General features: G+C 71.5%; 23 protein-coding genes. 15 read left to right on the top strand and 8 right to left on the bottom strand.

From position 1 onward, the window contains the following. The first annotated feature begins 139 nt into the window (after positions 1-139). The 3 genes from OE229_RS15515 (at position 140) to ald (ending at position 3,361) form a co-directional block, all read left to right on the top strand. Positions 140-1,102, top strand: a complete 963-nt coding sequence (locus OE229_RS15515; protein WP_247737623.1) for a sugar-binding transcriptional regulator — start codon at positions 140-142, stop codon at positions 1,100-1,102. 48 nt (positions 1,103-1,150) lie between these two features. Continuing rightward, a complete protein-coding gene (locus OE229_RS15510; protein WP_315973829.1) occupies positions 1,151-2,110 on the top strand; it encodes an AraC family transcriptional regulator in 960 nt (319 codons plus the stop codon). Between the two features lie 141 nt (positions 2,111-2,251). Next, positions 2,252-3,361, top strand: coding sequence for an alanine dehydrogenase (gene ald / locus OE229_RS15505; protein ID WP_209133950.1), 1,110 nt, complete (start codon positions 2,252-2,254; stop codon positions 3,359-3,361). Positions 3,362-3,530: 169 nt separating this feature from the next. Here the strand turns inward: ald and OE229_RS15500 are convergent, their stop codons facing one another. Further along, positions 3,531-4,358 (bottom strand): tryptophan-rich sensory protein, encoded by an 828-nt coding sequence (locus OE229_RS15500; RefSeq protein WP_262138763.1) that lies wholly within the window; start codon positions 4,356-4,358, stop codon positions 3,531-3,533. A 153-nt stretch (positions 4,359-4,511) separates the two neighbouring features. Here OE229_RS15500 and OE229_RS15495 point away from each other — a divergent pair, with 153 nt between their 5' ends. From OE229_RS15495 to OE229_RS15465, 7 genes are all read left to right on the top strand, one after another. Further along, positions 4,512-5,495 (top strand): magnesium and cobalt transport protein CorA, encoded by a 984-nt coding sequence (locus OE229_RS15495; RefSeq protein WP_111124308.1) that lies wholly within the window; start codon positions 4,512-4,514, stop codon positions 5,493-5,495. Positions 5,496-5,642: 147 nt separating this feature from the next. Beyond that, positions 5,643-7,754 (top strand): alpha-galactosidase, encoded by a 2,112-nt coding sequence (locus tag OE229_RS15490; protein WP_262138761.1) that lies wholly within the window; start codon positions 5,643-5,645, stop codon positions 7,752-7,754. A gap of 100 nt (positions 7,755-7,854) precedes the next feature. After that, on the top strand, positions 7,855-9,138 hold the full coding sequence (locus tag OE229_RS15485) for a chloride channel protein (RefSeq protein ID WP_027466237.1): 1,284 nt from the start codon (positions 7,855-7,857) through the stop codon (positions 9,136-9,138). A gap of 95 nt (positions 9,139-9,233) precedes the next feature. Continuing rightward, positions 9,234-9,446 carry an antitoxin gene (locus OE229_RS15480; RefSeq protein WP_259579726.1) on the top strand — a complete coding sequence of 71 codons (213 nt, stop codon included), beginning with the start codon at positions 9,234-9,236 and terminating at the stop codon, positions 9,444-9,446. A 134-nt stretch (positions 9,447-9,580) separates the two neighbouring features. Beyond that, positions 9,581-10,873: an aminotransferase class V-fold PLP-dependent enzyme gene (locus tag OE229_RS15475; protein WP_262140051.1), complete on the top strand. Its 1,293-nt coding sequence runs from the start codon at positions 9,581-9,583 to the stop codon at positions 10,871-10,873. Continuing rightward, positions 10,870-11,319 (top strand): Fe-S cluster assembly sulfur transfer protein SufU, encoded by a 450-nt coding sequence (sufU, locus tag OE229_RS15470; protein ID WP_071405057.1) that lies wholly within the window; start codon positions 10,870-10,872, stop codon positions 11,317-11,319. The genes OE229_RS15475 and sufU overlap by 4 nt, the downstream gene beginning before the upstream one ends. Positions 11,320-11,346: 27 nt before the next feature. After that, complete coding sequence (locus OE229_RS15465; protein WP_262138759.1) at positions 11,347-11,817, top strand: GNAT family N-acetyltransferase; 471 nt, start codon at positions 11,347-11,349, stop codon at positions 11,815-11,817. Here the strand turns inward: OE229_RS15465 and OE229_RS15460 are convergent. Together OE229_RS15460 and OE229_RS15455 are read right to left on the bottom strand one after the other, a co-directional pair. Continuing rightward, the gene (locus OE229_RS15460) at positions 11,810-12,622 is read right to left on the bottom strand and encodes a hypothetical protein (protein WP_262138757.1); all 813 of its coding nucleotides are present in this window, start codon (positions 12,620-12,622) and stop codon (positions 11,810-11,812) included. The two genes, OE229_RS15465 and OE229_RS15460, sit on opposite strands and share 8 nt — an antisense overlap. 18 nt (positions 12,623-12,640) lie before the next feature. Beyond that, positions 12,641-13,693 carry a zinc-binding alcohol dehydrogenase family protein gene (locus OE229_RS15455; protein WP_209133935.1) on the bottom strand — a complete coding sequence of 351 codons (1,053 nt, stop codon included), beginning with the start codon at positions 13,691-13,693 and terminating at the stop codon, positions 12,641-12,643. Between the two features lie 95 nt (positions 13,694-13,788). Between OE229_RS15455 and OE229_RS15450 the strand changes: the two genes are divergently transcribed. Continuing rightward, positions 13,789-14,364 carry a TetR/AcrR family transcriptional regulator gene (locus OE229_RS15450; protein ID WP_262138754.1) on the top strand — a complete coding sequence of 192 codons (576 nt, stop codon included), beginning with the start codon at positions 13,789-13,791 and terminating at the stop codon, positions 14,362-14,364. On the opposite strand, the gene OE229_RS15445 is transcribed toward OE229_RS15450, so the two are convergent. After that, positions 14,318-14,773: a GNAT family N-acetyltransferase gene (locus OE229_RS15445; protein WP_262138752.1), complete on the bottom strand. Its 456-nt coding sequence runs from the start codon at positions 14,771-14,773 to the stop codon at positions 14,318-14,320. The genes OE229_RS15450 and OE229_RS15445 overlap by 47 nt on opposite strands. Positions 14,774-14,826: 53 nt before the next feature. Between OE229_RS15445 and OE229_RS15440 the strand changes: the two genes are divergently transcribed. Then, positions 14,827-15,396 (top strand): uridine kinase family protein, encoded by a 570-nt coding sequence (locus OE229_RS15440; protein ID WP_182066081.1) that lies wholly within the window; start codon positions 14,827-14,829, stop codon positions 15,394-15,396. On the opposite strand, the gene OE229_RS15435 is transcribed toward OE229_RS15440, so the two are convergent. Then, on the bottom strand, positions 15,384-15,836 hold the full coding sequence (locus OE229_RS15435) for a MarR family winged helix-turn-helix transcriptional regulator (RefSeq protein ID WP_182066082.1): 453 nt from the start codon (positions 15,834-15,836) through the stop codon (positions 15,384-15,386). The two genes, OE229_RS15440 and OE229_RS15435, sit on opposite strands and share 13 nt — an antisense overlap. A 62-nt stretch (positions 15,837-15,898) precedes the next feature. Here OE229_RS15435 and OE229_RS15430 point away from each other — a divergent pair, with 62 nt between their 5' ends. The 3 genes from OE229_RS15430 (at position 15,899) to OE229_RS15420 (ending at position 18,317) form a co-directional block, all read left to right on the top strand. Continuing rightward, complete coding sequence (locus OE229_RS15430; protein WP_111087383.1) at positions 15,899-16,267, top strand: VOC family protein; 369 nt, start codon at positions 15,899-15,901, stop codon at positions 16,265-16,267. 138 nt (positions 16,268-16,405) lie between these two features. Beyond that, the gene (locus OE229_RS15425) at positions 16,406-17,809 is read left to right on the top strand and encodes an LLM class flavin-dependent oxidoreductase (protein WP_220032959.1); all 1,404 of its coding nucleotides are present in this window, start codon (positions 16,406-16,408) and stop codon (positions 17,807-17,809) included. 4 nt (positions 17,810-17,813) lie between these two features. After that, positions 17,814-18,317 carry a GNAT family N-acetyltransferase gene (locus tag OE229_RS15420; protein ID WP_262138749.1) on the top strand — a complete coding sequence of 168 codons (504 nt, stop codon included), beginning with the start codon at positions 17,814-17,816 and terminating at the stop codon, positions 18,315-18,317. On the opposite strand, the gene OE229_RS15415 is transcribed toward OE229_RS15420, so the two are convergent. From OE229_RS15415 to OE229_RS15405, 3 genes are all read right to left on the bottom strand, one after another. Next, on the bottom strand, positions 18,290-19,045 hold the full coding sequence (locus OE229_RS15415; RefSeq protein WP_262138747.1) for an SGNH/GDSL hydrolase family protein: 756 nt from the start codon (positions 19,043-19,045) through the stop codon (positions 18,290-18,292). The two genes, OE229_RS15420 and OE229_RS15415, sit on opposite strands and share 28 nt — an antisense overlap. A gap of 142 nt (positions 19,046-19,187) precedes the next feature. Next, complete coding sequence (locus OE229_RS15410) at positions 19,188-20,117, bottom strand: acetamidase/formamidase family protein (RefSeq protein WP_262138745.1); 930 nt, start codon at positions 20,115-20,117, stop codon at positions 19,188-19,190. After that, positions 20,114-21,520, bottom strand: a complete 1,407-nt coding sequence (locus OE229_RS15405) for an APC family permease (protein WP_262138744.1) — start codon at positions 21,518-21,520, stop codon at positions 20,114-20,116. The genes OE229_RS15410 and OE229_RS15405 overlap by 4 nt, the downstream gene beginning before the upstream one ends. Positions 21,521-21,638 lie beyond the last annotated feature (118 nt).

The raw sequence follows: 21,638 nt of genomic DNA, 5'->3' as shown, positions 1-21,638 counted from the left end.
TCGACAGGGCGGGCAACTCGCGTGCACGAACGTGCAGCACACGTGTCGTCCAGGCCCGACGTGGCGGTCAGGAGGCGCGGCAGGGGTTGCAGAGGCCCTGCACGTCCGTGCATGGTTGCGTTCGACAGATCGGAGCACCATGAGCGATGCGGCTCAGCCCATGCGCACGCAGCAGGCGCTGCGCGCCGCCCACCTGTACTACCTGCAGGACCTGACGATGGACGCGATCGCCGACGAACTCGGCACCTCGCGCTCGTCGGTGTCGCGGCTGCTGAAGTACGCCAGGGACACCGGGCTCGTCGACATCCAGATCCGGTCGCCCCTGGACCAGGCCGCTGCGCTGAGCCGGAGCATCCGCTCCCGCTTCGGGGTGCACGCGCACGTCGTCCCGGTGCCGGACCACACGAGCGACGTCGACCGGCTCGAGCGGGTCGCGCTGTCCGCCGCCCGGATCCTGACGCAGTACGTCGAGTCCAACATGGTCATCGGGATCTCGTGGGGCTCGACCGTGAGTGCGGTCAGCCGCTACCTGGTGCCGAAGACCACCCACGGCTCGACGATCGTGCAGATCAACGGCGCCGCGAACACCCGGACCACCGGGATCGTCTACGCGTCCGAGATCCTGCGCCGGTTCGGTGAGGCCTACGGCGCGTTCGTGCAGCAGTTCCCGGTGCCGGCGTTCTTCGACGACCCCGCGACGAAGGAGGCCCTGTTCCGGGAACGTTCGATCCGCCGCGTGCTCGACCTGCACGAGCGGATGGACCTCGTGGTGTTCGGTGTCGGTGCCCCCCAGGCCCCGGTGCCCTCGCACGTGTACTCCGGCGGGTACCTCGACCCCGAGGACCGTGACGAGCTCACGCAGGCGGCGGTCGTCGGTGACGTCTCGACCGTGTTCTACCGGGCGGACGGCTCGTGGAAGGACATCGGGGTGAACGCACGGGCCGGCGCTCCGGATCTCGACACGATCAAGCGCGCGCCGCGGCGGGTCTGCGTCGTCGCCGGGCGGTCGAAGGCGGCGTCACTGCGGGGCGCGCTGGCCGCCGGGCTCATCACGGACCTGATCCTGGACGAGAGCGTCGGGCAGGCGATCCTGCAGCCCTGAGTCAGGACCTGACGCAGTTTGTCGGTGGTCCGTCCTACGTTCTCGACCATGGTGCTTTCTCTCGAACAGCCCGGTCAGCGGTACTTCCGTCGGATGGTCGGCAGCGACGTCGACCAGGCGCTCGCGTTCTTCACGGGCGACTACGACTTCCGTGCACCCGTCGTCCGGCGCACCCACGAGAACGCCCACTGGGACTTCGCCGGCGTCGGTGACGAGCGGATGTCGCTGCGCTCGTCGCGGTTCATGGTCGACCTGCGCAGCGAGAGCCAGGTCGACGACGAGTTCCTGGTCGCCTGGATGCGGTCCGGCTCGAGCCGGATCACCACAGGCGGCGAGACGTTCGAGCTCGAGGCCGGTGTGCCCGTCGTGCTGCCCTTCGCCGAGCCGTACGCGCTGCACCACCACGACATCGCCCTGAACCTGGTGCACCTGGACCGCGACTTCGTCCGAGCCGTGGCCGGTGACGACGACTTCGCCTTCGAGCCGATGCGCCGCCCGACGGCCGACGGCATCGCGCTGTGGCGGTCGGTGGTGCGGAAGTACTCGGCCACGTGGCTCGACGTCGAACGGGCGATGAGCCCGATGGTGCAGCACGACATCACCGAGGCCTTCGCGGCCGCGGCGATCCGGGCGTTCCCGCGGCGCAACAGGTGGCGGGCGACGGTGTCCGGCAGCGGGCCGGAGCACGACCGCCTGCGCCGGGCACTCGAGTTCGTGCACGAGCACGCGCGCGAAGCGATCGGCACACCGGAGATCGCCGCGGCGGCCGGGCTCAGCCCGCGCGGACTGCAGCAGTCGCTCCGCCGGCACCTCGACCAGACGCCGGGGGAACTCCTGCGCGGCGTACGACTCGACGGTGCCCGGACCGACCTGGTCGGCGGTGCACTGGACGACACGACCGTTGCCGAGATCGCGCGGACGTGGGGCTTCGGGCACCTCGGACGCTTCTCGGCGACCTACCGCAGCCGCTTCGGGGAGCTGCCGAGCGAGTCGCTGCGCGGGCACTGACCGACTGCTGTTGCGGACGGTTCAGCCGAATCTCGTGACACAGATCGCGCTGCCGCTGTCCGGATGTTCGGCTCAGCGCTGCTGTGGGCGAATCCGGTGCTGAATGGACGGGACGAACGCACCGCCCACGAAGGAGTCAGCATGCGCATCGGCGTCCCCACCGAGATCAAGAACAACGAGTACCGCGTCGCCGCCACTCCGGCTGGCGTCGCCGAACTCGGGTCACACGGCCACCAGGTGCTGGTGCAGGCCGGCGCCGGGTCCGGTTCGGCCTTCACCGACGACGAGTACCGCACCGCAGGCGCCACGATCGTCGACACCGCGGCCGAGGTGTGGGAGCGCGCCGAGCTGATCCTCAAGGTGAAGGAGCCGGTCGCGTCGGAGTACCCGATGATCCGGCCGGGCCAGGTGCTCTTCACCTACCTCCACCTCGCCGCCGACCGACCGCTGACCGACGCGCTCGTCGACTCGGGCGCGACGGCGATCGCCTACGAGACCGTGCAGCTGCCGGACCGCTCGCTGCCCCTGCTGTCGCCGATGTCCGAGGTCGCCGGGCGACTGTCCGCCCAGGTCGGCGCGTTCCACCTGATGCGCACGAACGGTGGGCGCGGGCTGCTGCTCGGCGGGGTCCCCGGCACGCCGAAGGGCCGCGTGGTCGTCATCGGCGGCGGCGTCGCGGGGGAGCACGCCGCGACGATGGCGCTCGGCATGGGTGCCGACGTCACCGTCTTCGACATCAGCCTGCCGCGGCTCCGGGCACTGGATGCCCGGTTCGACGGCCGCGTCACGACCCTGCGCTCGTCGGCGCACGCCATCGCCGAGGCCCTGCGCGACGCCGACCTGGTGATCGGCTCCGTGCTCATCCCCGGGGCGTCGGCGCCGAAGCTCGTCACCGACGCCATGGTCGCCGACATGCGGCCGGGCTCGGTGCTGGTCGACATCGCGATCGACCAGGGCGGCTGCTTCGAGGGCTCCCACCCGACCACCCACGACGACCCCACGTTCGCCGTGCACGACACCGTGTACTACTGCGTGGCGAACATGCCCGGCGCCGTCCCGCGCACGAGCACGATCTCGCTGACGAACGCCACGCTGCCCTACGCCGTCGCCATCGCCGACCGTGGCTGGGAGGCCGCGCTCGAGGCCGACCCCGCACTCGCCGCCGGCCTGAACGTGCACGCCGGCCGGGTCACGAACGCCGCGGTCGCCGCCGCGCACGGCCTGGTGGCGTCCACCGCGTCGTCGCGCTGAGGCCGTGGGCGCCTGGCGGCCCGGCTGTCCGCCCTCCCTCCCTCCCCCCCACGCGAAAGCGACAGTTCCCCGCCGAACATCGGCGGGGAACTGTCGGTTTCACGGCCCTGTCGGGCGCGGAGCCGTGAGCACTGTCGCTCTCACGGTCCGGGCGCGCGTCAGTCGCGCGTCAGACCGCCACCGGGGCCGCCGCCCGACCGGCACGCCCGCCGACCCAGCCGGCGCGGGCACGCACCACCACGGTCACGACGACCACGGCCGCCGCAGCCACCACGGCCGCCGCAGCCACCACGGCCGCGACGGCCGTCGGCACGGAGACGAGCGGCCCCTCGAACCGGGCCACGGCGACCCACGCCAGGCCCCACGCGACCGAGGCCATCGGTGCCATGCGTCCCCGGCCCCACAGCGCGATGAGGACCCCGACGAGCCCGGCCACCGCGGCGACGACCACACCCCACGGGTCCTGCCCGAGTCCGAAGCCCCGGAAGCCTGCTGCCGTCAGCACCGCAGCGGTGTTCGCGGCCGTCGCGACGCAGACCCACCCGAGGTAGAGCCCGAACGTGCCGTCGGTCAGGATCGCCTCGACCACACCGTGGGACGGGGTGCGGCGCAGGATCGTGAACGTCCAGATCAGCACGACGAGCAGCGCGACGATGATCGGCTCGCTCGCCCACAGGAACCCGAACTGCACCGACAGGATCCACGCGGCGTTGAGCAGCAGGGAGAGCACCGCCGGCACCACCAGCCGCTCGTGCCGTTCGTCGTTCGCAGTGCGGAAGAGCTGCAGCACCGCGTAGCCGATGAGCCCGGCGTAGACGACACTCCAGATCGAGAAGGCCGGGCCGTCCGGGGCGATCGCGGTCGAGGACGCCGACAGGGCGCCACCGGCGGCGTCCTGGATGGGCGTGCCGCCGGCAGCGCCCGACCCGACGTACGCGCCGATGACGGCGACGACCGCGCTCACGGCCACCGCGATGCGCTTCCAGATCCTCTTCATGACAGTCCCTTTCGTCAGCATGCTGATGACCTGCACCGTAGGCGGCCGGTGGTGGCGGTCGTGCAGCGCGCGTTCAGGCAGGACGTGGGGTGCACGGCGGGCGTGCCACGGGCCTCCAGGCCGGAGACCGGCCACCCTGCGTACGGTGGGCGCGTGAGCGTCGAACTGAACACCGTCTACATCGACCGGATCGCCCCGATCGCGAGTCCGTCCCTCGACGACACCTTCCGGATGCTCGACGAGCAGGGTGCCAGCGCGTGCATCGTCCTGCACCAGCCCGACGCCCAGGAACTCGGCGACGTCGCGGTCGCCCTCGGACTGCACGAACTCGCCGTCGAGGACTCCGCCGAGGGGCACCAGCGACCGAAGCTCGAGCGCTACGGCTCGACGCTGTTCGTGGTGCTCAAGCCGGCGCTGTACAACGACCAGCAGGAAGAGGTGGCGTTCGGCGAGGTGCACGCCTTCGTCGGTGAGACCTTCTTCCTCGCCGTCGTGAAGGCCGACCCCCGGGGCAAGCAGACCGTCCCCCGGGCGCTGCAGCGGTTGAGCGGCAAGCCGGGACTGGTGACCGTCGGCCCGCAGGCGCAGCTCTGGGCGCTGATGGACTCCATCGTCGACGGCTACGTGCCGGTGATCGACGGACTCGAAGAGGACATCAACCAGATCGAGGACCAGCTGTTCTCCGGCGAGGCCGGGGTGTCCCGTCGCGTGTACGAGCTGTTCGGCGAGGTCGTCGACTTCCAGCGTGCGGCACGTCCACTCGTCTACATGATCGAGAACCTGCACCGCGGCGCCGAGAAGTACCACCTGCCGATCGAGATGCAGCGGCGGTTCCGCGACGTCCTCGACCACGCGATCCGGGTCGTGGAGCGACTCGACACGTTCCGGCAGCTGCTGCAGAACGCCCTGACCGTCGACTCCACCCTGGCGGCGCAGAAGCAGAACGACGACACGAAGAAGATCTCCGGCTGGGCGGCGATCCTGTTCGCGCCGACGCTCATCGCCGCGATCTACGGGATGAACTTCACGCACATGCCCGAACTCGGCTGGACGTGGGGGTACCCGCTGTCGATCGTCGCGATGGTCCTGTTCGCCGCGATCCTGTACGTGGTGTTCAAGGTCAAGCGCTGGTTCTGAGCCGCACCGCAGCGGGAGCCGCGCGGCAACCGGAGCCGCACCGTAGCCGGACCCGCGCCGCAACCGGAGCCGCGCCGCAGCAGGATTTGCAGCGGACGGCCCCGGACCGGAAAGCTCTGACGTGCAACGACGCCGACTGGAGCCCGCATGCCGCACGAACTCGTCCACCTGACCGCCGGTGGCGTCTCGCTCGTCCTGGACTGCCGCGACGACGCGCTCCCCGCCGTCGTGCACTGGGGAGCTGCACTCGGACCGCTCGACACCGAGGCGCTGACGGCCCTCGCCGACGCCGACGTCGCGCCCGTCGCACCGAACGAGATGGACGACCCGGTCCGCCTGTCGGTGCTGCCCGAGCCGCACCGGGGCTGGAGCGGTCGTCCGGGGCTCGCCGGGCACCGTGACGGCGCCGACTGGTCGCCCGCGTTCACGGTGACGTCGCTCGCGGTCACCGACTCCGCGGTGACCGCCGACGCCGAGGACACCGTCGCCGGGCTCACCGTCCGGGTGACCATCGAGATGCTCGGCTCCGGGCTCGTGCGGGCCCGCGCGGGCGTGACGAACACCGCCGACGGCGTCTACACCGTCGACGACCTGACGCTCGCGATGCCGATCCCGTCGGGGGCCCGCGAGATCCTGGACTTCGCCGGCCGCTGGGGCAAGGAGCGGACCCCGCAGCGCCGCGAACTCGTCGTGGGGACCCACCAGCGCGAGGGCCGGAAGGGCCGCACCGGCACCGACGCCGCGACCGTGCTGACGGTGGGGGAGCCGGGCTTCGGCTTCGCGCACGGCCAGGTCTGGGGCGTCCACACCGCCTGGAGCGGCAACCACCGGCACCACGCCGAACGGCTCGCCACCGGCCGCCAGGTCATCGGCGGCGGCGAACTGCTGCTGCCCGGCGAGGTCCGGCTCGCCACCGGCGCCACCTACGAGGGGCCGTGGGTGTACTTCGCCCACGGGGACGGCCTCGACGACCAGGCCCGACGGTTCCACCGCTGGCTCCGCAGCCGCCCGCAGCACCCGACGACGCCCCGCCCGATGACGATCAACGTGTGGGAGGCCGTGTACTTCGACCACGACCTGGCCCGCCTCGTCGACCTCGCCGAACGTGCCGCGGCCCTCGGCGTCGAACGCTACGTGCTCGACGACGGCTGGTTCCGTGGCCGCCGCGACGACCACGCCGGACTCGGCGACTGGTACGTCGACGAGGACGTCTGGCCGGACGGGCTCGGGCCGCTGGTCGATCGTGTCCGTGCGCTCGGCATGGAGTTCGGCCTGTGGTTCGAACCCGAGATGGTGAACGAGGACAGCGACCTGGCGCGTGCGCACCCGGAGTGGATCCTGCAGGCCGACGGTCGGCTGCCCGCCCGGTCCCGCGACCAGCAGGTGCTCAACCTGGCGATCCCCGAGGCCTTCGCGTACGTGCTCGAACGGATGACCGTGATCATCGGTGAGTACGCGGTCGACGCCGTGAAGTGGGACCACAACCGCGACCTCGTCGAGGCGGGGTTCCCGGGCCGTGGCGCAGCGGTCCACGAGCAGACCCTCGCCGCGTACCGGCTCATGGCGACGCTCGGCGAGCGGTTCCCGTCCCTGGAGATCGAGTCGTGCTCGTCGGGTGGCGGCCGGGTCGACCTCGGCGTCATCGAGCACACCGCACGGGTGTGGGTGTCGGACGACATCGACCCGCTCGAGCGCCAGCAGATGCACCGGTGGACGCAGCAGCTCCTGCCGCCGGAGCTGCTCGGGTCGCACATCGCGAGCGGCCGGAACCACACGACCGGTCGCGTCCACGACCTCGCCTTCCGTGCCGGCACGGCGCTGGTCGGCCACCTCGGCATCGAGTGGGACCTGGCCGGCGCGACCGCCGACGAGTCCGCCGCGCTCACCGAGTGGATCGCGCTGTACCGGGAGCTCCGTCCGCTCCTGCACGGCGGTGACCTGGTGCGATCCGACGAGGTCGACGACGCGCGGCTCGTGTACGGCACGGTCGCGCCGGACCGTCAGCAGGCCGTCTTCTTCCTCGCCAGTGTCGGGCGCTCCGAGGTCTCCGGCACCGGCCGGGTCACCTTCCGCGACCTCGACCCGGACTCGGCGTACCGCGTCGACCCCGTGGTCATCGGAGACGCCCAGGACCTGGTGCGACCGGACTGGTGGTCCGGCCCGCGGGTGTTCAGCGGCCGGGTGCTCGGCACCGTCGGTCTGCAGCCGCCGCTCATGCCGGCTGACTGCGTGGTGCCGTTCCGGGTGACGGCCGTCTGACGGCGGGCGGTCGGGGCTCCCGGCCTGGAGGCCCGCCCCGCGTCCGGCGGCCCCGTCGCCGTCCGTCATCGGGTGCGTCCAGCCCGTTAGGCTTCCGGTCATGCCGCACTCCGGACACGCGACCCCGGTCTGGGCCCTCAAGCTCGCCGTCGTCACCGCCCTGGTGGGTGTCTCGGGCGGCATCGCCGGCATCGCGGTCTGGCTCGCGCTCCAGCTCATCCAGTTCGTCGCCTTCGGGTACGGGTTCGGTGGGCACCTCGAGGCCGCGGACGCACCGTCGGGGCTGAACCGGTTCCTCGCGCTCACGGCAGCCGGCGTTCTGACCGGCTTCGCCTGGTGGGCACTCCGTCGGTGGGGGCGCTCGATCGTCTCGGTCACCGCGGCCGTCGACGGCAAGCGGATGCCGGCCCTGGCGACGCTCGCGAACGCCGGCATCCAGATCCTGGCTGTGGGGCTCGGCGCGTCCATCGGCAAGGAGGTCGCGCCGCGCGAGGTCGGGGCCTGGCTCGCCCAGCTCGTCACCCGTCGTGCGGGGCTGACCGCACGCGAGACGAAGATCCTCGTCGCCTGCGGTGCCGCGGCCGGCCTCGCCGCCGTGTACGACGTGCCCCTCGGCGGCGCGCTGTTCGCGGTCGAGGTCCTGCTCGGGGAGATCAGCTTCGCGACCGCCCTGCCCGCCTTCGCCACGAGTGCGGTCGCCGCCATCACCGCCCGGCTCGTGATCCCGGACGAGGTGCTGTACCACGTGCCCGCGATGCACCTGTCGCCGTCGCTGCTCGTCTGGGCGGTCGTGGTGGGACCCGTGCTGGGGCTCGCCGGGGTCGGGTTCGTCAAGCTGACCAACCGGCTGCAGGGCATCGCCCCGAAGGGCTGGCACCTGCTCGTCGTGCTGCCGGTGGTCTTCGCGATGGTCGGGCTCATCGCGATCCCGTTCCCGGAGATCCTCGGCAACGGTCGGGCGCTCGGCCTCGTCGCGATGAACACCACGCTGGACGACGCCTCGTTCGCCGGCCTCTCGCCGATCGTGCTCCTGCTGCTGCTCGGTGTCCTGCGGACCGTGACCACCTCGGCCACCATCGGGGCCGGTGCGGTCGGTGGCACGCTGACCCCGTCGATCGCCATCGGTTCGGCGATCGGCGGTGGCCTGGGCGGTGCGTGGCTGCTGCTGTGGCCGGCCGACGGTCCGAGCCTGGCGGCCTTCGCCTTTGTCGGTGCGGCGGCCTTCCTCGCCACGACCATGCGGGCGCCGTTCACCGCCCTCGTGCTCGTCGTCGAGTTCACCCAGCAGGGCACCGACATCCTCGTGCCCTCGTTGCTCGCGGTGTCCGGCGCGGTCGCCGTCGGGTACGTGCTCGCCCGCCGTCGCAGCGCCCAGATGGTGTGAAGACCCCGAGCGTTCCGGTACGGACGGCTGCCCGGCGGCCTACTGTCGGCGACAGGACGGAGCGACGGGCTCCGCACCGAGACGAGGAGCAGCCGATGGCGGGGTTCGACGACATCACGAAGAAGGCCCAGGAGTTCCTGCAGGACGGCAAGGTCCAGGACGCCCTGCAGAGCGAGAAGGCCGAGGGCGTCAGCGACAAGGTGCTCGGCGGCGTGGCCGACGCGGTCAAGAAGGCCACGGGCGGCAAGTACGACGACAAGATCGACGGTGCCCGCGACGCTGCGGACAAGAAGATCGGCAACGAGTAGCGAGCAACGTGCACGGCCCGGGACCCGGCGTGGTCCTGGGCCGTCGCCGTGCCGACTGGACGTGGTCGGGAACAACGGACACCATGGACGGGTTGCTCCGGACAGCAGCACCAGGAGGACGAGACGTGACAGTCGTGGCGCCGAACCAGCCGCTCACCGAGACCGAGGTCGAGGCGATCAAGCGGGACTTCCCGATCCTCGCGCAGGACGTGAACGGGCAGCCGTTGGCGTACCTGGACTCCGGGGCGACGGCTGAACGCCCCCGCCAGGTCCTCGATGCCGAGCGCCGGTTCCTCGAACACGACAACGCCGCCGTCCACCGCGGGGCCCACACGCTCGCGGCGCTCAGCACCGATGCCTACGAGGACGCCCGCGCCACCGTCGCCGGCTTCATCGGAGCCGCCGCCCCGACCGAGGTGGTGTGGACCGCGAACGCCACCGATGCCCTCAACCTCGTCGCCTACGGCATGGCCAACGCCAGCCGTGGCCGCGGCGGTGCCGAAGCGGAGCGCTTCCGTCTGGGCGCCGGTGACGAGATCCTCGTGACCGAGGCCGAACACCACGCCAACCTGGTGCCGTGGCAGGAGCTCGCCGCGCTGACCGGTGCCACCCTCCGCTGGATCCCGGTCGCTGATGACGGCACCTGGACAGCCGACGACGCCGCGGCGCTGATCACCGATCGCACGAAGGTCGTCGCGTTCTCGCACGTCTCGAACGTCACCGGCATGATCGCTCCCGTCGAGCAGATCGTCGGTCTCGCCCGCGCCCGAGGAGCCCTGGTGGTCCTCGATGCATGCCAGTCCGCACCGCACCGTCCCCTCGACGTGCAGCAGCTCGGGGTCGACTTCGCCGCGTTCTCCGGGCACAAGATGCTCGGTCCGAACGGCATCGGCGTGCTCTGGGGCCGTGCCGAGATGCTCGACGCCCTGCCGCCGTTCCGCACCGGTGGCTCGATGATCACCACCGTGACGATGGAGGGCTCCGAGTTCATGCCGGCACCCGAGCGGTTCGAGGCCGGAACGCAGCCCGTCTCCCAGGCGGTCGCCCTCGCCGAGGCCGTCCGCTACCTGCGGGGCATCGGCATGGAACGCGTCCGCGCCCACGAGGAGCACCTCGCCCGCCGGATGCTCGACGGTCTCGCCGCTGTGCCCGGCATCCGCGTGGTCGGCCCGCCCGCCGGCGTCCCGCGCTCCGGCCTGGTCGCGTTCGACGTCGACGGCGTGCACGCGCACGACGTCTCGCAGTACCTCGACGCGCAGGGCATCGCCGTGCGTTCCGGGCACCACTGCGCCCAGCCCCTGCACCGCCGCCTCGGTCTGGTCGCCACCAGCCGCGCGAGCACCTACGTGTACACGACCGACCACGACGTCGATCGGTTCCTCGCAGCCGTCGCCGAGATTCGTGACTACTTCGGAGCGTCCGCGTGAACGCCCTCGACAGCCTGTACCAGCAGGTCATCCTCGACCACGCGAAAGCGCGGCACGGCGACGGCGCGATGCCCGACGCGGATGCCTCGCACTTCGAGCGGAATCCCACGTGCGGCGACGAGATCACGGTCAGCCTGCGGCTCGAACCCGGCACCGACCGCATCGCCGGGCTCGCGTGGCAGGGCGACGGCTGCTCGATCTCGATGGCCTCGGCATCCGTCCTCACCGACATGGCCGTCGGCCGCACGGTGCCCGAGTTCCTCGCACTGACCGAGGAGTTCCGCACCATGATGCGCTCGCGCGGTGTCGGTGAGCCCGACGAGGACGTCCTCGAGGACCTCGTCGCCTTCCACGGCGTCTCCAAGTTCGTCATGCGCGTCAAGTGCGGCATGCTCGCCTGGGTCGCGGCGGAAGCCGCCGCGCGTGAGGCGACCGCGTCCCGCTGACCCGGCTGCGGCCACGCAAGGGAAGCGATGACCATCGAGACGGAGCAACCTGGCGCAGGCCGGGCCGACGCGATCGTGCGGGCCTACCTGACGGAGGTCGCGTCGCGGTGGTACGGGCGGGCGGCGACGCCGGCCGAGGTCGACCGCGCGCTCGACGAGGAGCCGTACGACGACCTGCAGGGTGACTCCGGGGTGTTCGTCGTCGCGAGTGACGCGGAAGCCGCTGTCGCCTGCGCCGGCGTGCGCTTCGTCGGTGCCGTCGGCGAACTGACCAAGGTGTTCACGCTGCCGGAGCACCGCGGCCGAGGCGTCGGTTCGGCGCTCCTGCGCCACGTCGAGGAGGTCTGCCAGGGACGCGGAATCACGTCGCTGCGGCTGGACACCCGCGCTGAGCTCGCCGAGGCCTGTGCGCTCTACGAACGGCTCGGCTTCGTCCGGGTGTCGCAGTTCAACGATGATCCGTACTCGGACCGCTGGTACGCCAAGCGGATCAGCTAATGACGCCGATCTCGCGCAGCGCGTCACCGACGCTGATGCGCTCGTTCCGATCCTGCGCCCGTGCCCAGCGGGCCTTCGCGAGCGCGACCGCATCGTCGTCGAGACCGAGGAGCTCGTAGAGGCCGTCCAGCTCTCGGGGAACGAGGTCGGCGAGCGGCAGGGGGAACTTGCGCGCGGGGCTCGCGTGGCTCTGCTGGGCGAGCTGGTCGAGGACGCCCGGGTCGGTCTCTCGCTGTTCCATGAGCAGGACGACGGTTCGTGACCTCGTCGCCATGAGGAAGGCGGACCGCACGTTCTCGTCCGGGTCGGTCGCCAGTGTGATCTCGACGGCGAGGGGGAGGTCCTCTTCGCACGCGAGCTCCCAGCGCTGCGAGGTGTCTCCGTGGATCGCCGTGAGCACGTCCGGGTGGACGCCGAGGCCGCGCTCGCCGCGTTCCGGCCGCAGCGAGGTCGGGCGGGGGTCGTCCCCGACGCGGGCGGTGGGGAAACCGACGCCCGTGTACACGGTGTGGGCGATCGGCAGGAACCGGAGCGCCTCGTGCAGTGCGGTCGCGGCGTCCTGCACGGCCGGAGCAGTCACGTCACCGTCGGCGGCCTCGATGGCGGTGGCGTAGTCGGACAGTGCGGTGTGCTGCTGGTCGATCGCCAGGGCGAACATCTCCTTGCCCCTGGTGGTGTCGCCGAGGAGCCGCGGGTCCAGGTGCAGCGTCACGGCGCTCGGGTCCTGCAGGTGCCCCCGCGGCGTGGCGCCGCCCGACATCATGATCTCGAACGTCTCGTCGTCCTGCTCGTGGGCATCGGTCACATCGCTGACGCTACCGGCTCAGGGGAGCGTCACGACGAGCTTCCGGGCGGATACGCCGGCGCGGAGCTCGGCGAGGGCGTCCGGGATCGTGGCGAGTCCAGATCCGACGACGGATGCGGTCGGGGTGGCACGGTACCTCCCGGTGCGGAGCGCCTCGGGCAGGAAGTCGCGGTAGATCGCGGGGCCGACCTCGGACTCCGTCGGGCGGCCGCCCCAGATCGCGGTGATGGTGACCCCGTGTCGGCGCTCGAGCCGCGCACGGATCGTGGTCACCGGCGTCGGGTACGCCGACGCGAGTCGTCCGGAGCCGGTGGCTGCCCGGACGATCGGGAGCGTGCGGGTCAGTGAGCCCTGGCCGAACGCGAGGGTGCCGGCGAGCTCGCGGTCGGCGAGTGTCTCGAGGATGCGGCGTGCGGCACCGTCGTCGCGGTAGTCGAACACGGCCTCGGCCCCGAGCGACTGCACGAACCCGTGGTTCTTCGGTGACGCGGTACCGATCACGGCATACCCGGCAGCCCGGGCGAGCTGGACGGCGTTGGCGCCGACGCTCGTGGACGCGCCCCACACCAGGACGACGCCGGGGCGCTCGGACGTGTCGGCGGTCGGGAGCGACAGCGCGAGCTGGTCCGGTTCGAAGAGACCGGCCGCTGCGGTCGAGACAGCGAGCGGCAGGACCGCCGCCTGCTCGGCGGACAGGTCGTCGGGAACCGGGGTCGTCACACGGTCGAGCAGCAGGACCTGGTGCTGGAAGGCGCCCTCGGCGGCACTGTTCCGGTGCTGCTCCTGCCCCGCGGCGTGCCCGACGACCCGGTCGCCCACGCGGAACCGCTCGACGTCCGGGCCGATCGCGACGACGGTGCCGGCGACGTCGGACCCGAGGATCGCGGGGAACCGCAGCTTCGGGAACACCAGGTGCCGGAAGAGCCCGCCGACGGCGTCGACCGGGTTGACGGCGACTGCCTCGGCGCGGACGACGAGCTCGCCGGGGCCGGGCTCGGGGACCGGTGCGGGCCCGACGGCGAACCGCCCGGCGGACGTGGTCCAGAGTGCTGCGTTGCCCGATGACGGCATGGTGTCCCGATCTCTTGCTCGAAGTGGGTCATGACACGAAGTGTCATCGCCAATACAACCATGACACGACGTGTCATCACCACTACTGTGGACACATGCGTTGGTCTCCGGATGCCCGAGGGCGACTCGAGCGAGCGGCGTTCGAGCTCTTCGCCGAGCAGGGCTACCAGGCGACGACCGTGCCGCAGATCACCGCACGGGCCGGCCTGACGACCCGCACCTTCTTCCGGTACTTCGCCGACAAGCGCGAGGTGATCTTCGCCGGCGACGAGATCCCCGACCTCGCCCGGGCCGCCATCGAGGTCGCGCCGGCTGGGACCGACCCGCTCGACATCGTCGTGCACGGCCTCCGCACCGTTGCCGACGAGCGATTCGAGGGGCGTCACAGTGAGGTCGGCGCGGTGCGGCGGCTGGTGCTGTCCGAGTCCTCGCTCCGGGAGCGCGACGCACGGAAGCGTGCCGACCTGACGGACGCGGTACGCGACGCCTTCGTCCACCGCGGGCTCGATCCGTCCGAGGCGGCGGTGATCGCCGAGACGACCGTGATGCTGTTCCACCTGGCCCTCGAGGCCTGGGTCACCGGACCGGCCGAGCGCCGGATGGCCGACATCGTCGACGAGCAGCTCAGTGCGCTCCGTGGGGTGCTCGATCGGCGGCCCGCAGCGTCATGAACACGTCGACGCCGTCGTCGGTGTCGAGCAGGAACCCGTGGCGTTCGTAGAGTCGGCGAGCAGGGCTGCCCACCAGCACGTTGAGCCGCGTCGGACCGTCGTGGGGCTCGTCGAGGACGGCGCGCAGCACGGTCGAACCGACTCCACGGCCTTGGACGTCGGGCGCGAGGTAGAAGTGCTCGACCCAGCGGACGTCGTCCTCGACCCGCACGGTGATCGATCCGACGTCGCGGCCGTCGACCACGACGATGCTGGTCAGCGGCGGTCGGAACGCGTCGCGGAGGCGCTGCCGGACGCGCGTCTCGTCGAACACCCCGAGCCGGGTCAGGTCGTCGCGCAGCACCACTGCCCGGAGCTCGACGAGCCATTCGAGGTCCTCGGTGGTGCTGTCCCGCAGCGCGACGTCCATCCGCTCAGCCTACGAACACCGGCGCACCGTCATCGACCTCGTACGCTTGCCCGATGGACCGCAGCGGCGTCATCGAGCTCGTCGCGTCCCGCCGTGCCTCGGCTCGTGCACCGATCGTCGTCGGTGTCTCCGGGTACTGCGGATCCGGCAAGTCCACGCTGACGCGCACGCTCGTCGGGGAGATCCCCGGCGCGGCCCGTGTCCGAGGCGACGACTTCCTCGACCCCGTTCGGTCCCATCAGCGCTCCGTCGACTGGGACGGCGTCGATCGTCCCCGTCTGGTCTCGTCGGTGCTCGAACCGCACCGGGCCGGTCGGGCGAGCACGTTCCAGCGGTTCGACTGGTCGGTTCGAGCCCTCGGCCCCGCTGAGCCGCTGCCGCGGACGGATGTGCTGATCGTCGACCTGATCGGGCTCTTCCATCCCGACACATCTCCTCACCTCGACCTCAGCATCTGGTGTGACGTCGACCTCGACACGGCGGCACGTCGGGGCATGGCGCGCGACCGCGCGCTCGGGCGCAGGCATGATGCGCTCTGGCGGGACGTGTGGATCCCCAACGAGCGAGACTTCGACGAACGGTACGCGCCGAAGGGTGCCGCGTCGGTGCGCTACGTGGCCTGACTGCGGAGCGACGTCACCATGCTCCGCAGGATCTGACGGGCCGCGGTCTGCTGGTCCTCGGTCAGGTCGGCGAGCATCCGCTGCTCGACCCCGCGGATCGCCGCACTCGCCTGCGCCAGGCTCTGCCGCCCGCTGTCGGTCAGCTGCGTGGGGAGCGCCTTGCCGACCGACGGCTCGGTGGCGCGGGTGACGAAGCCGTCCCGCTCCAGGGTCTGCAGCAGGACGTTCATCGACTGCCGGGTGACGAAGGTGCCCCGCGCGAGTTCGGAGTTCGACAGGCCGGGGCGCTGTGCGAGCAACTCCAGGCAGGAGTAGTGCGTCACCGTCATGCCGAGCGGACGCAGCACGGCCTCCATCGACGTGCGGAGGGCGCTCGCGGTCTCCTTGAGCAGGTAGCCGATCGACGTCTCGAGGTGGATGCCGGTGTCGTCTTGACGCATGTCAGTAGTCTGACATAGATTGCTCGGTGTCAGAAGACTGACACAAACCGAAGGAGCACCACATGCCCGTCACCGGCCCCGACTTCATCTCCCTGCAGACCCGCGACCTCGATGCCTCGCAGGCGTTCTACGAGCGGTACCTCGGCCTCGTCCGCTCGCAGGCCGGTCCGCCGCACGCCGTCGTGTTCGAGACCACCCCGATCGCCTTCGCCCTGCGCGACCTGGTGCCCGGCACGGACCTCGACGCGGTGGCGCAGCCCGGCATCGGCGCCGCGATCTGGCTGCACGCGACGGACGTGCAGGCGATCCACGACGCGCTGGTCGCCGACGGGCACCGCATCGTCTCGGCGCCGATCGACGGTCCCTTCGGCCGGACGTTCACGTTCGCCGACCCCGACGGGTACCACGTCACGCTCCACGACCGCGCCTGAGCCCGGGAACCGGCCACGCGCCCGGCGCGGGGTGGCGTGGCGGACGCGGGGCGGGCCTCCAGGCCGGTGCCGGAGCCGACCGTCACGCTTCGTCACGATGCGTGACGGTCGCAGGTGTCCGACGTAGCGTCTCGACCCGTGACCACCAGCAGCGAGCACCGGCAGATCCGCTTCAACGCGTTCGACATGAACTGCGTCGCGCACCAGTCCTCCGGACTGTGGCGGCACCCCCGCGACCGGTCGCGGGACTACCGCGACCTGACCTACTGGACGGACCTGGCGAAGACGCTCGAGCGCGGGGCGTTCGACGGCATCTTCATCGCCGACGTCCTGGGCACCTACGACGTGTACGGCGGCTCGAACGAGGCCGCGCTCCGCACCGGGTCGCAGGTGCCCGTGAACGACCCGATCCTGCTCGTGTCGGCCATGGCCTCGGTGACCGAGCACCTGGGCTTCGGCATCACGGCGGGCACCGCCTACGAGCACCCGTACCCGTTCGCACGACGCATGTCGACGCTCGACCACCTGACCAAGGGCCGGGTCGGCTGGAACGTCGTCACCGGGTACCTGCCGAGTGCCGCGCGGAACATGGGCCAGACCGACCAGCTGTCGCACGACGATCGGTACGACGTGGCGGACGAGTACCTCGAGGTCCTCTACAAGCTGTGGGAGGGCTCGTGGGAGGACGACGCCGTCGTCGCCGACCGCGAAGCCGGGGTCTTCACGGACCCGGCGAAGGTGCACCCGATCGAGCACCACGGCACGCACTTCGACGTGCCGGGCATCCACCTGTCCGAGCCGTCGGTGCAGCGCACGCCCGTCATCTACCAGGCGGGCGCGTCGCCGCGCGGCATCCGCTTCGCGGCGGAGAACGCGGAAGCGGTCTTCGTGGGCGCGCCGACCGTGGAGCAGCTCGCGTCGACCGTCGCGAAGGTCCGCGACGCCCTGGAGGCAGCTGGTCGCGACCGGTACGCCGCTCGCGTGTACACGTTGCTCACCGTGATCACGGACGCCACCGACGAGCTGGCCCAGGCGAAGTACGAGGACTACCTGTCGTACGCGTCGGAGCTCGGTGCGCTGGTGCTCAACTCCGGCTGGATGGGCGTCGACCTGTCGCAGTGGGACCCGGACCAGCCCCTGGGTGACGTCGAGTCGAACGCGATCCAGTCGGCGGCGGCGAACATCGCGGCGGCGACCGGGGAGGACGGATCGAAGTGGACGATCCGCGACCTGGCACGGCAGACCGCGATCGGCGGCCTCGGCCCGGTGGCGGTCGGCGGGGGAGCGACCATCGCCGACCGGCTGCAGGAGATCCAGGAGCTGACCGACGTCGACGGCTTCAACCTGGCGTACGCGGTGACCCCGGGCACGTGGGAGGACGTCATCGAGTTCGTGATCCCGGAGCTCCGTGCCCGCGGGGCCTACCCGGAGGAGTACGGGTCGGGGTCGCTCCGCCAGAAGCTGCACGGCCGCGGGGACCGGCTGCCCGACGAGCACCGTGGGGCGTCGTTCAGGATCGGGAGCCGGGCGGTCGTAGGCTGAGCGGGTGATCGAGTCGTCCGTGGTCGTGCGTCCTGCGACCCCGGACGAGACCGACACCTGCATCGACCTGTGGGCCGCGGCCGTGGCCGCCCGTGACGGTGCCGCCGAGGACCCGGCGGTGCGGGAGCGCGCGCGGCAGAAGTTCGCGGCGGAGCACGTCGCCTGGCTGGTGGCTGCAGGCCCGGACGGTGCGGTGGACGGCTTCGTGCTCGTCACGGCACCGGGCACCGGTCGGTCGACGGACCCGGCGGACGCCGCCTACCTGTCGTTGCTCGCGGTGCGCCCCGGCGTGCAGGCCCGCGGCGTCGGACGGTCGCTGCTGTCCGAGGCGGTGCACGACGCCCGGGCCGCCGGGCACCCCCGCGTGGCGCTGCACGTGCTCGGCGACAACGACCGGGCGGTGCGGCTGTACGAGGCGGGCGGCTTCGTGGCGACGGGCGACGAGTTCGCCCACGCCCTGACCGGTGGGACGACGCGGGTCTACGCGACCGGCGTCCACGCCGGGTAGGTCGCTGACCGGCCGTCGCCGGACGAGCGCCGGGTGACCCGCCGCCCGACCCACGGTAGGACGTACTCGCGGTAGTAGCGGGCCTCGGCCCGGAAGCCGGTGCGACCGGCGTGCACGGACGCGGGGTCGGCGGCCGCCGGGCCGTCCAGGACGGCGTGCAGCGCCAGGTCGGCGACACGCTGGTGCCCGGTCGCGTTCATGTGCAGGCGGTCCTCGGACCAGAACTCCGCACGGCGCAGGTGCGGGTCGCGGGACACGTCGACGAACGGCAGGCCGCGGCGCTGGGCCAACTCGCCGAGCGCTCCGGCCCAGGCGTCACCGCGACGGTTGATGAGCGATCCGAGGGGCAGCCGCGCGCTCGGGTCGGCAGGGCTGAGCAGTGCCATCCGCGCGCCGCGCGCCTCGACCCGGTCGACGGCGGACTCGACCCGGCGGATGAGGGCGTCGACGTCGAAGCGGGGGCGGAGCAGGTCGTTCCCGCCGGCGCAGAACGTGATGAGCGTCGGGGCCGGGTCGAGGTCGAGCGCCGCGTCGAGCTGCCCGTCGAGGACCCCGGCGAGCAGCCGTCCGCGCACCGCGAGGTTGGCGTACGAGACGTCGGCGTCCGACGCAGCCGCCATCGCGCTCGCGAGTCGTCCGGTCCAGCCGGGGAGGGGAGCGGGACCGGCGTCGCCGATCCCCTCCGAGAAGCTGTCGCCGATCGCGACGTAGCGGATGGTCTCGTGCATGCGCCCATCATCGTGCACACCCCTGTGCAGGTTCCCGGCGGGCGGAGCGAGCGTCGTGCGCTTCGTGCGCAGGGATGGTCGGGTCACCGTTCGGCACCCGACCATCCCTGCTCACGAAGGGCTCGTCAGCATCGGCGAACCCTCACAGCACCGCCTTCGGCACCCGGTGCAGGGTGACCGCGCCGACGGCCGCGAAGGGGTGCAACGGGTCCGGGGCGGTGGAGCCGGTCGGCCCGCCGAGCTTCGAGTCACCGACCGCGCTCAGCACCGCGTAGGCGTCCTCGGCACTCCAGCCGTGCTCGTCGACGAGGAACGCGAAGGCGTCCTCGTACCCGCGCCGGACGCTCTCCTGCACGGGGTCGCCGAGGCCGACGAACAGCCAGTCGTCGGCGGTCTCGATGCGGGGTGCGCGGAGCACCGGGCCGCCCTTGACCAGGTCGACGGAGACGATCGCGGTGCCCTGGGCCTCGATGGCGACGAACGACGACTCGCCCTCGGCCATGAGCGCGTGGATGTCGCCGATCGACAGCAGCGCACCGGGGACCCGGACGGGCAGGGAAACGGTCGAGCCGGGGCGGGCCTCGGTGACGTCCATGTTGCCGCCCTCCGGGTAGGCCGGCATGATCGTCGAGTTCTCACCCTCGGCCGGGGCCGTCCCGATGCACCCGATCATCGGCCGGACGGGGAACCGGTGCCGGTCGGACACCTGCACCGTGCCGTCCGAGATCGGGCAGCGGCGGGCGAAGACCCGGTCGCCCATCACGTGCTGCAGGGCTCCGGAGCCGGGCAGGGACACCGACCACCCGTGCGTGGTCAGCTCGATGGCGTGGATGGTCACCACGAGGGTGTCGCCGGGTTCTGCCCCCTCGACGAACACCGGACCGGTCACCGGGTTGATCGGGGCCTGCAGCTGCGCCATGTCGTGGTGCTGGTCGAGTTCGGCGTAGACGGCGTCGGTGGTCTCGAAGCCGATGGTCTCGCCGGTACCGGGGCGGACCCGCAGCACGGGCTCCCGATCCGCGGAGAACCCGGGGCGGCCGAGGGTGTTCGGCAGGAAGTGGTCCGGGGTCATCGTGCGTCCTCCGTCGTCGGTTCTGCTTCGGAGCCGACCTCGGTGGAACGGCCGGTGCGTCGGTAGTACAGGAACACGGCCGCGCCGACGATCAGCCAGACGATCCCGCCGACCTTCGCCTCGACCGCGGCGTTGAGCAGGACGTACCCGATGATCAGGAACCCGACCAGCGGGACGACCAGGTGCAGCAGCCAGTTGCGCGACTTCCCCTTGACGACGTGGTGCACGAAGACGGAGACGTGCAGGAGCATGAAGCCGAACAGCGCGCCGAAGTTCACGAGCGACGAGATCGTGTCGATCTGCCCGACGAAGAACAGCACCAGGATCGCGGAGAGCACCGAGACGATGATGATCGCGTTCTGCGGCACCTGGCGCCCGTTGAGCTTGTGCAGGAACGCGGGCAGCTGACGGTCGCGGCTCATCGAGAAGAGCAGGCGGCTCGTCGCGGCCTGCGCGGCCATGGCGTTCGCGATGCCGACGGCGAGCACGTTGACGGCGAAGAACGCGGTGGCCCACCCGCTCGACGAGGCCTGTTCGACGATGGTGAAGAAGGCGTTGCCGGCCTCGCTGTCCGAGAACGAGTCCCGCCCCGCGGCCAGGGCGGACGCGAGCCAGGTCTGCAGGATGAACAGGAACGCGACGATGACGAGCGCCAGGATCATCGCCGTGCCAGCCCCGCCACGACGGCCGGTGGACTCCTCGGACAGCGTCGAGATGCCGTCGAAGCCCAGGAAGCTCAGCACCGCGATCGACAGGGCCGAGGCGATGAGCGGCGCCGACACCTTGGCCGGGTCCCAGATCTGCTCGGTGCCGAAGGACGCGTCGGGGATCGTCCCACCGGTCAGCGCGACGATGGCGATGACGACGAAGATCGCGACGAAGACGAGCTCGATGAGCAGGAAGACGCGGTTCGCGAGCTTGAGCGAGGACACCCCGGCCAGGTTGATGACGGTGTTGATCGCGACGAACACGAGTGCCCACAGCCAGCGGGGCGTGCCCGGGAAGATCCCGACCATGCTCTCGGCGGCGAACACGTAGAGCAGCGTCGGGACGAGCAGGTAGTCGAGCAGGATCGCCCAGCCGGCGAAGAACCCGGCGGTGGGGTGGATGCCGCGGCCGACGTACGAGAACACGCTGCCGGCGAGGGGGATCGACTTCGCCATCTGCGCGTAGGCCAGGGCGGTGAAGATCATCGCGACGAGGCCGACGAGGTACACCAGCGGCACCATGCCGCTGGAGGCGTTGTAGACGGTCCCGAAGATCGCCCAGGGGGCGATCGGGACCATGAAGACCAGGCCGTAGATGAGCAGGTCGGTGGTGGAGACGGAGCGCTTGAGCTCCTGCTTGTAGCCGTAGGCCTCGAGCTGCTGCTGTGCGGAGAGCTCACTGTGCTGCTGCGACATGTCGGGTTCCGTTTCGGGTGGAGGGACGGTGCAGAGGGGGCGGTGCCGGGGAAGGGGAGCGGGTGGTGTCGTCGGGGAAGGCGGGTGCGGCCGTGGGGGTGGGGACTTCCGGACCGGA

The sequence above is a fragment of the Curtobacterium poinsettiae genome (genome assembly GCF_025677645.1).
Lineage (GTDB): Bacteria > Actinomycetota > Actinomycetes > Actinomycetales > Microbacteriaceae > Curtobacterium > Curtobacterium poinsettiae_A.
The sequence above is the reverse complement of the archived record's forward strand: the minus strand, read 5'-3'. Positions and strand labels throughout refer to the sequence as shown.

Coding starts and splice junctions, on each gene's coding strand:
- OE229_RS15455 (WP_209133935.1), bottom strand. CDS start 13,693: ATGCCGTCATCGGGCAACGCAGCACTCTGGACCACGTCCGCCGGGCGG.
- OE229_RS15500 (WP_262138763.1), bottom strand. CDS start 4,358: ATGAAGAGGATCTGGAAGCGCATCGCGGTGGCCGTGAGCGCGGTCGTC.
- OE229_RS15415 (WP_262138747.1), bottom strand. CDS start 19,045: ATGCACGAGACCATCCGCTACGTCGCGATCGGCGACAGCTTCTCGGAG.
- OE229_RS15515 (WP_247737623.1), top strand. CDS start 140: ATGAGCGATGCGGCTCAGCCCATGCGCACGCAGCAGGCGCTGCGCGCC.
- OE229_RS15480 (WP_259579726.1), top strand. CDS start 9,234: ATGGCGGGGTTCGACGACATCACGAAGAAGGCCCAGGAGTTCCTGCAG.
- OE229_RS15490 (WP_262138761.1), top strand. CDS start 5,643: ATGCCGCACGAACTCGTCCACCTGACCGCCGGTGGCGTCTCGCTCGTC.
- OE229_RS15410 (WP_262138745.1), bottom strand. CDS start 20,117: ATGACCCCGGACCACTTCCTGCCGAACACCCTCGGCCGCCCCGGGTTC.
- OE229_RS15440 (WP_182066081.1), top strand. CDS start 14,827: ATGGACCGCAGCGGCGTCATCGAGCTCGTCGCGTCCCGCCGTGCCTCG.
- OE229_RS15445 (WP_262138752.1), bottom strand. CDS start 14,773: ATGGACGTCGCGCTGCGGGACAGCACCACCGAGGACCTCGAATGGCTC.
- OE229_RS15485 (WP_027466237.1), top strand. CDS start 7,855: ATGCCGCACTCCGGACACGCGACCCCGGTCTGGGCCCTCAAGCTCGCC.
- ald (WP_209133950.1), top strand. CDS start 2,252: ATGCGCATCGGCGTCCCCACCGAGATCAAGAACAACGAGTACCGCGTC.
- OE229_RS15465 (WP_262138759.1), top strand. CDS start 11,347: ATGACCATCGAGACGGAGCAACCTGGCGCAGGCCGGGCCGACGCGATC.
- OE229_RS15405 (WP_262138744.1), bottom strand. CDS start 21,520: ATGTCGCAGCAGCACAGTGAGCTCTCCGCACAGCAGCAGCTCGAGGCC.
- OE229_RS15450 (WP_262138754.1), top strand. CDS start 13,789: ATGCGTTGGTCTCCGGATGCCCGAGGGCGACTCGAGCGAGCGGCGTTC.
- OE229_RS15430 (WP_111087383.1), top strand. CDS start 15,899: ATGCCCGTCACCGGCCCCGACTTCATCTCCCTGCAGACCCGCGACCTC.
- OE229_RS15435 (WP_182066082.1), bottom strand. CDS start 15,836: ATGCGTCAAGACGACACCGGCATCCACCTCGAGACGTCGATCGGCTAC.
- OE229_RS15510 (WP_315973829.1), top strand. CDS start 1,151: ATGGTGCTTTCTCTCGAACAGCCCGGTCAGCGGTACTTCCGTCGGATG.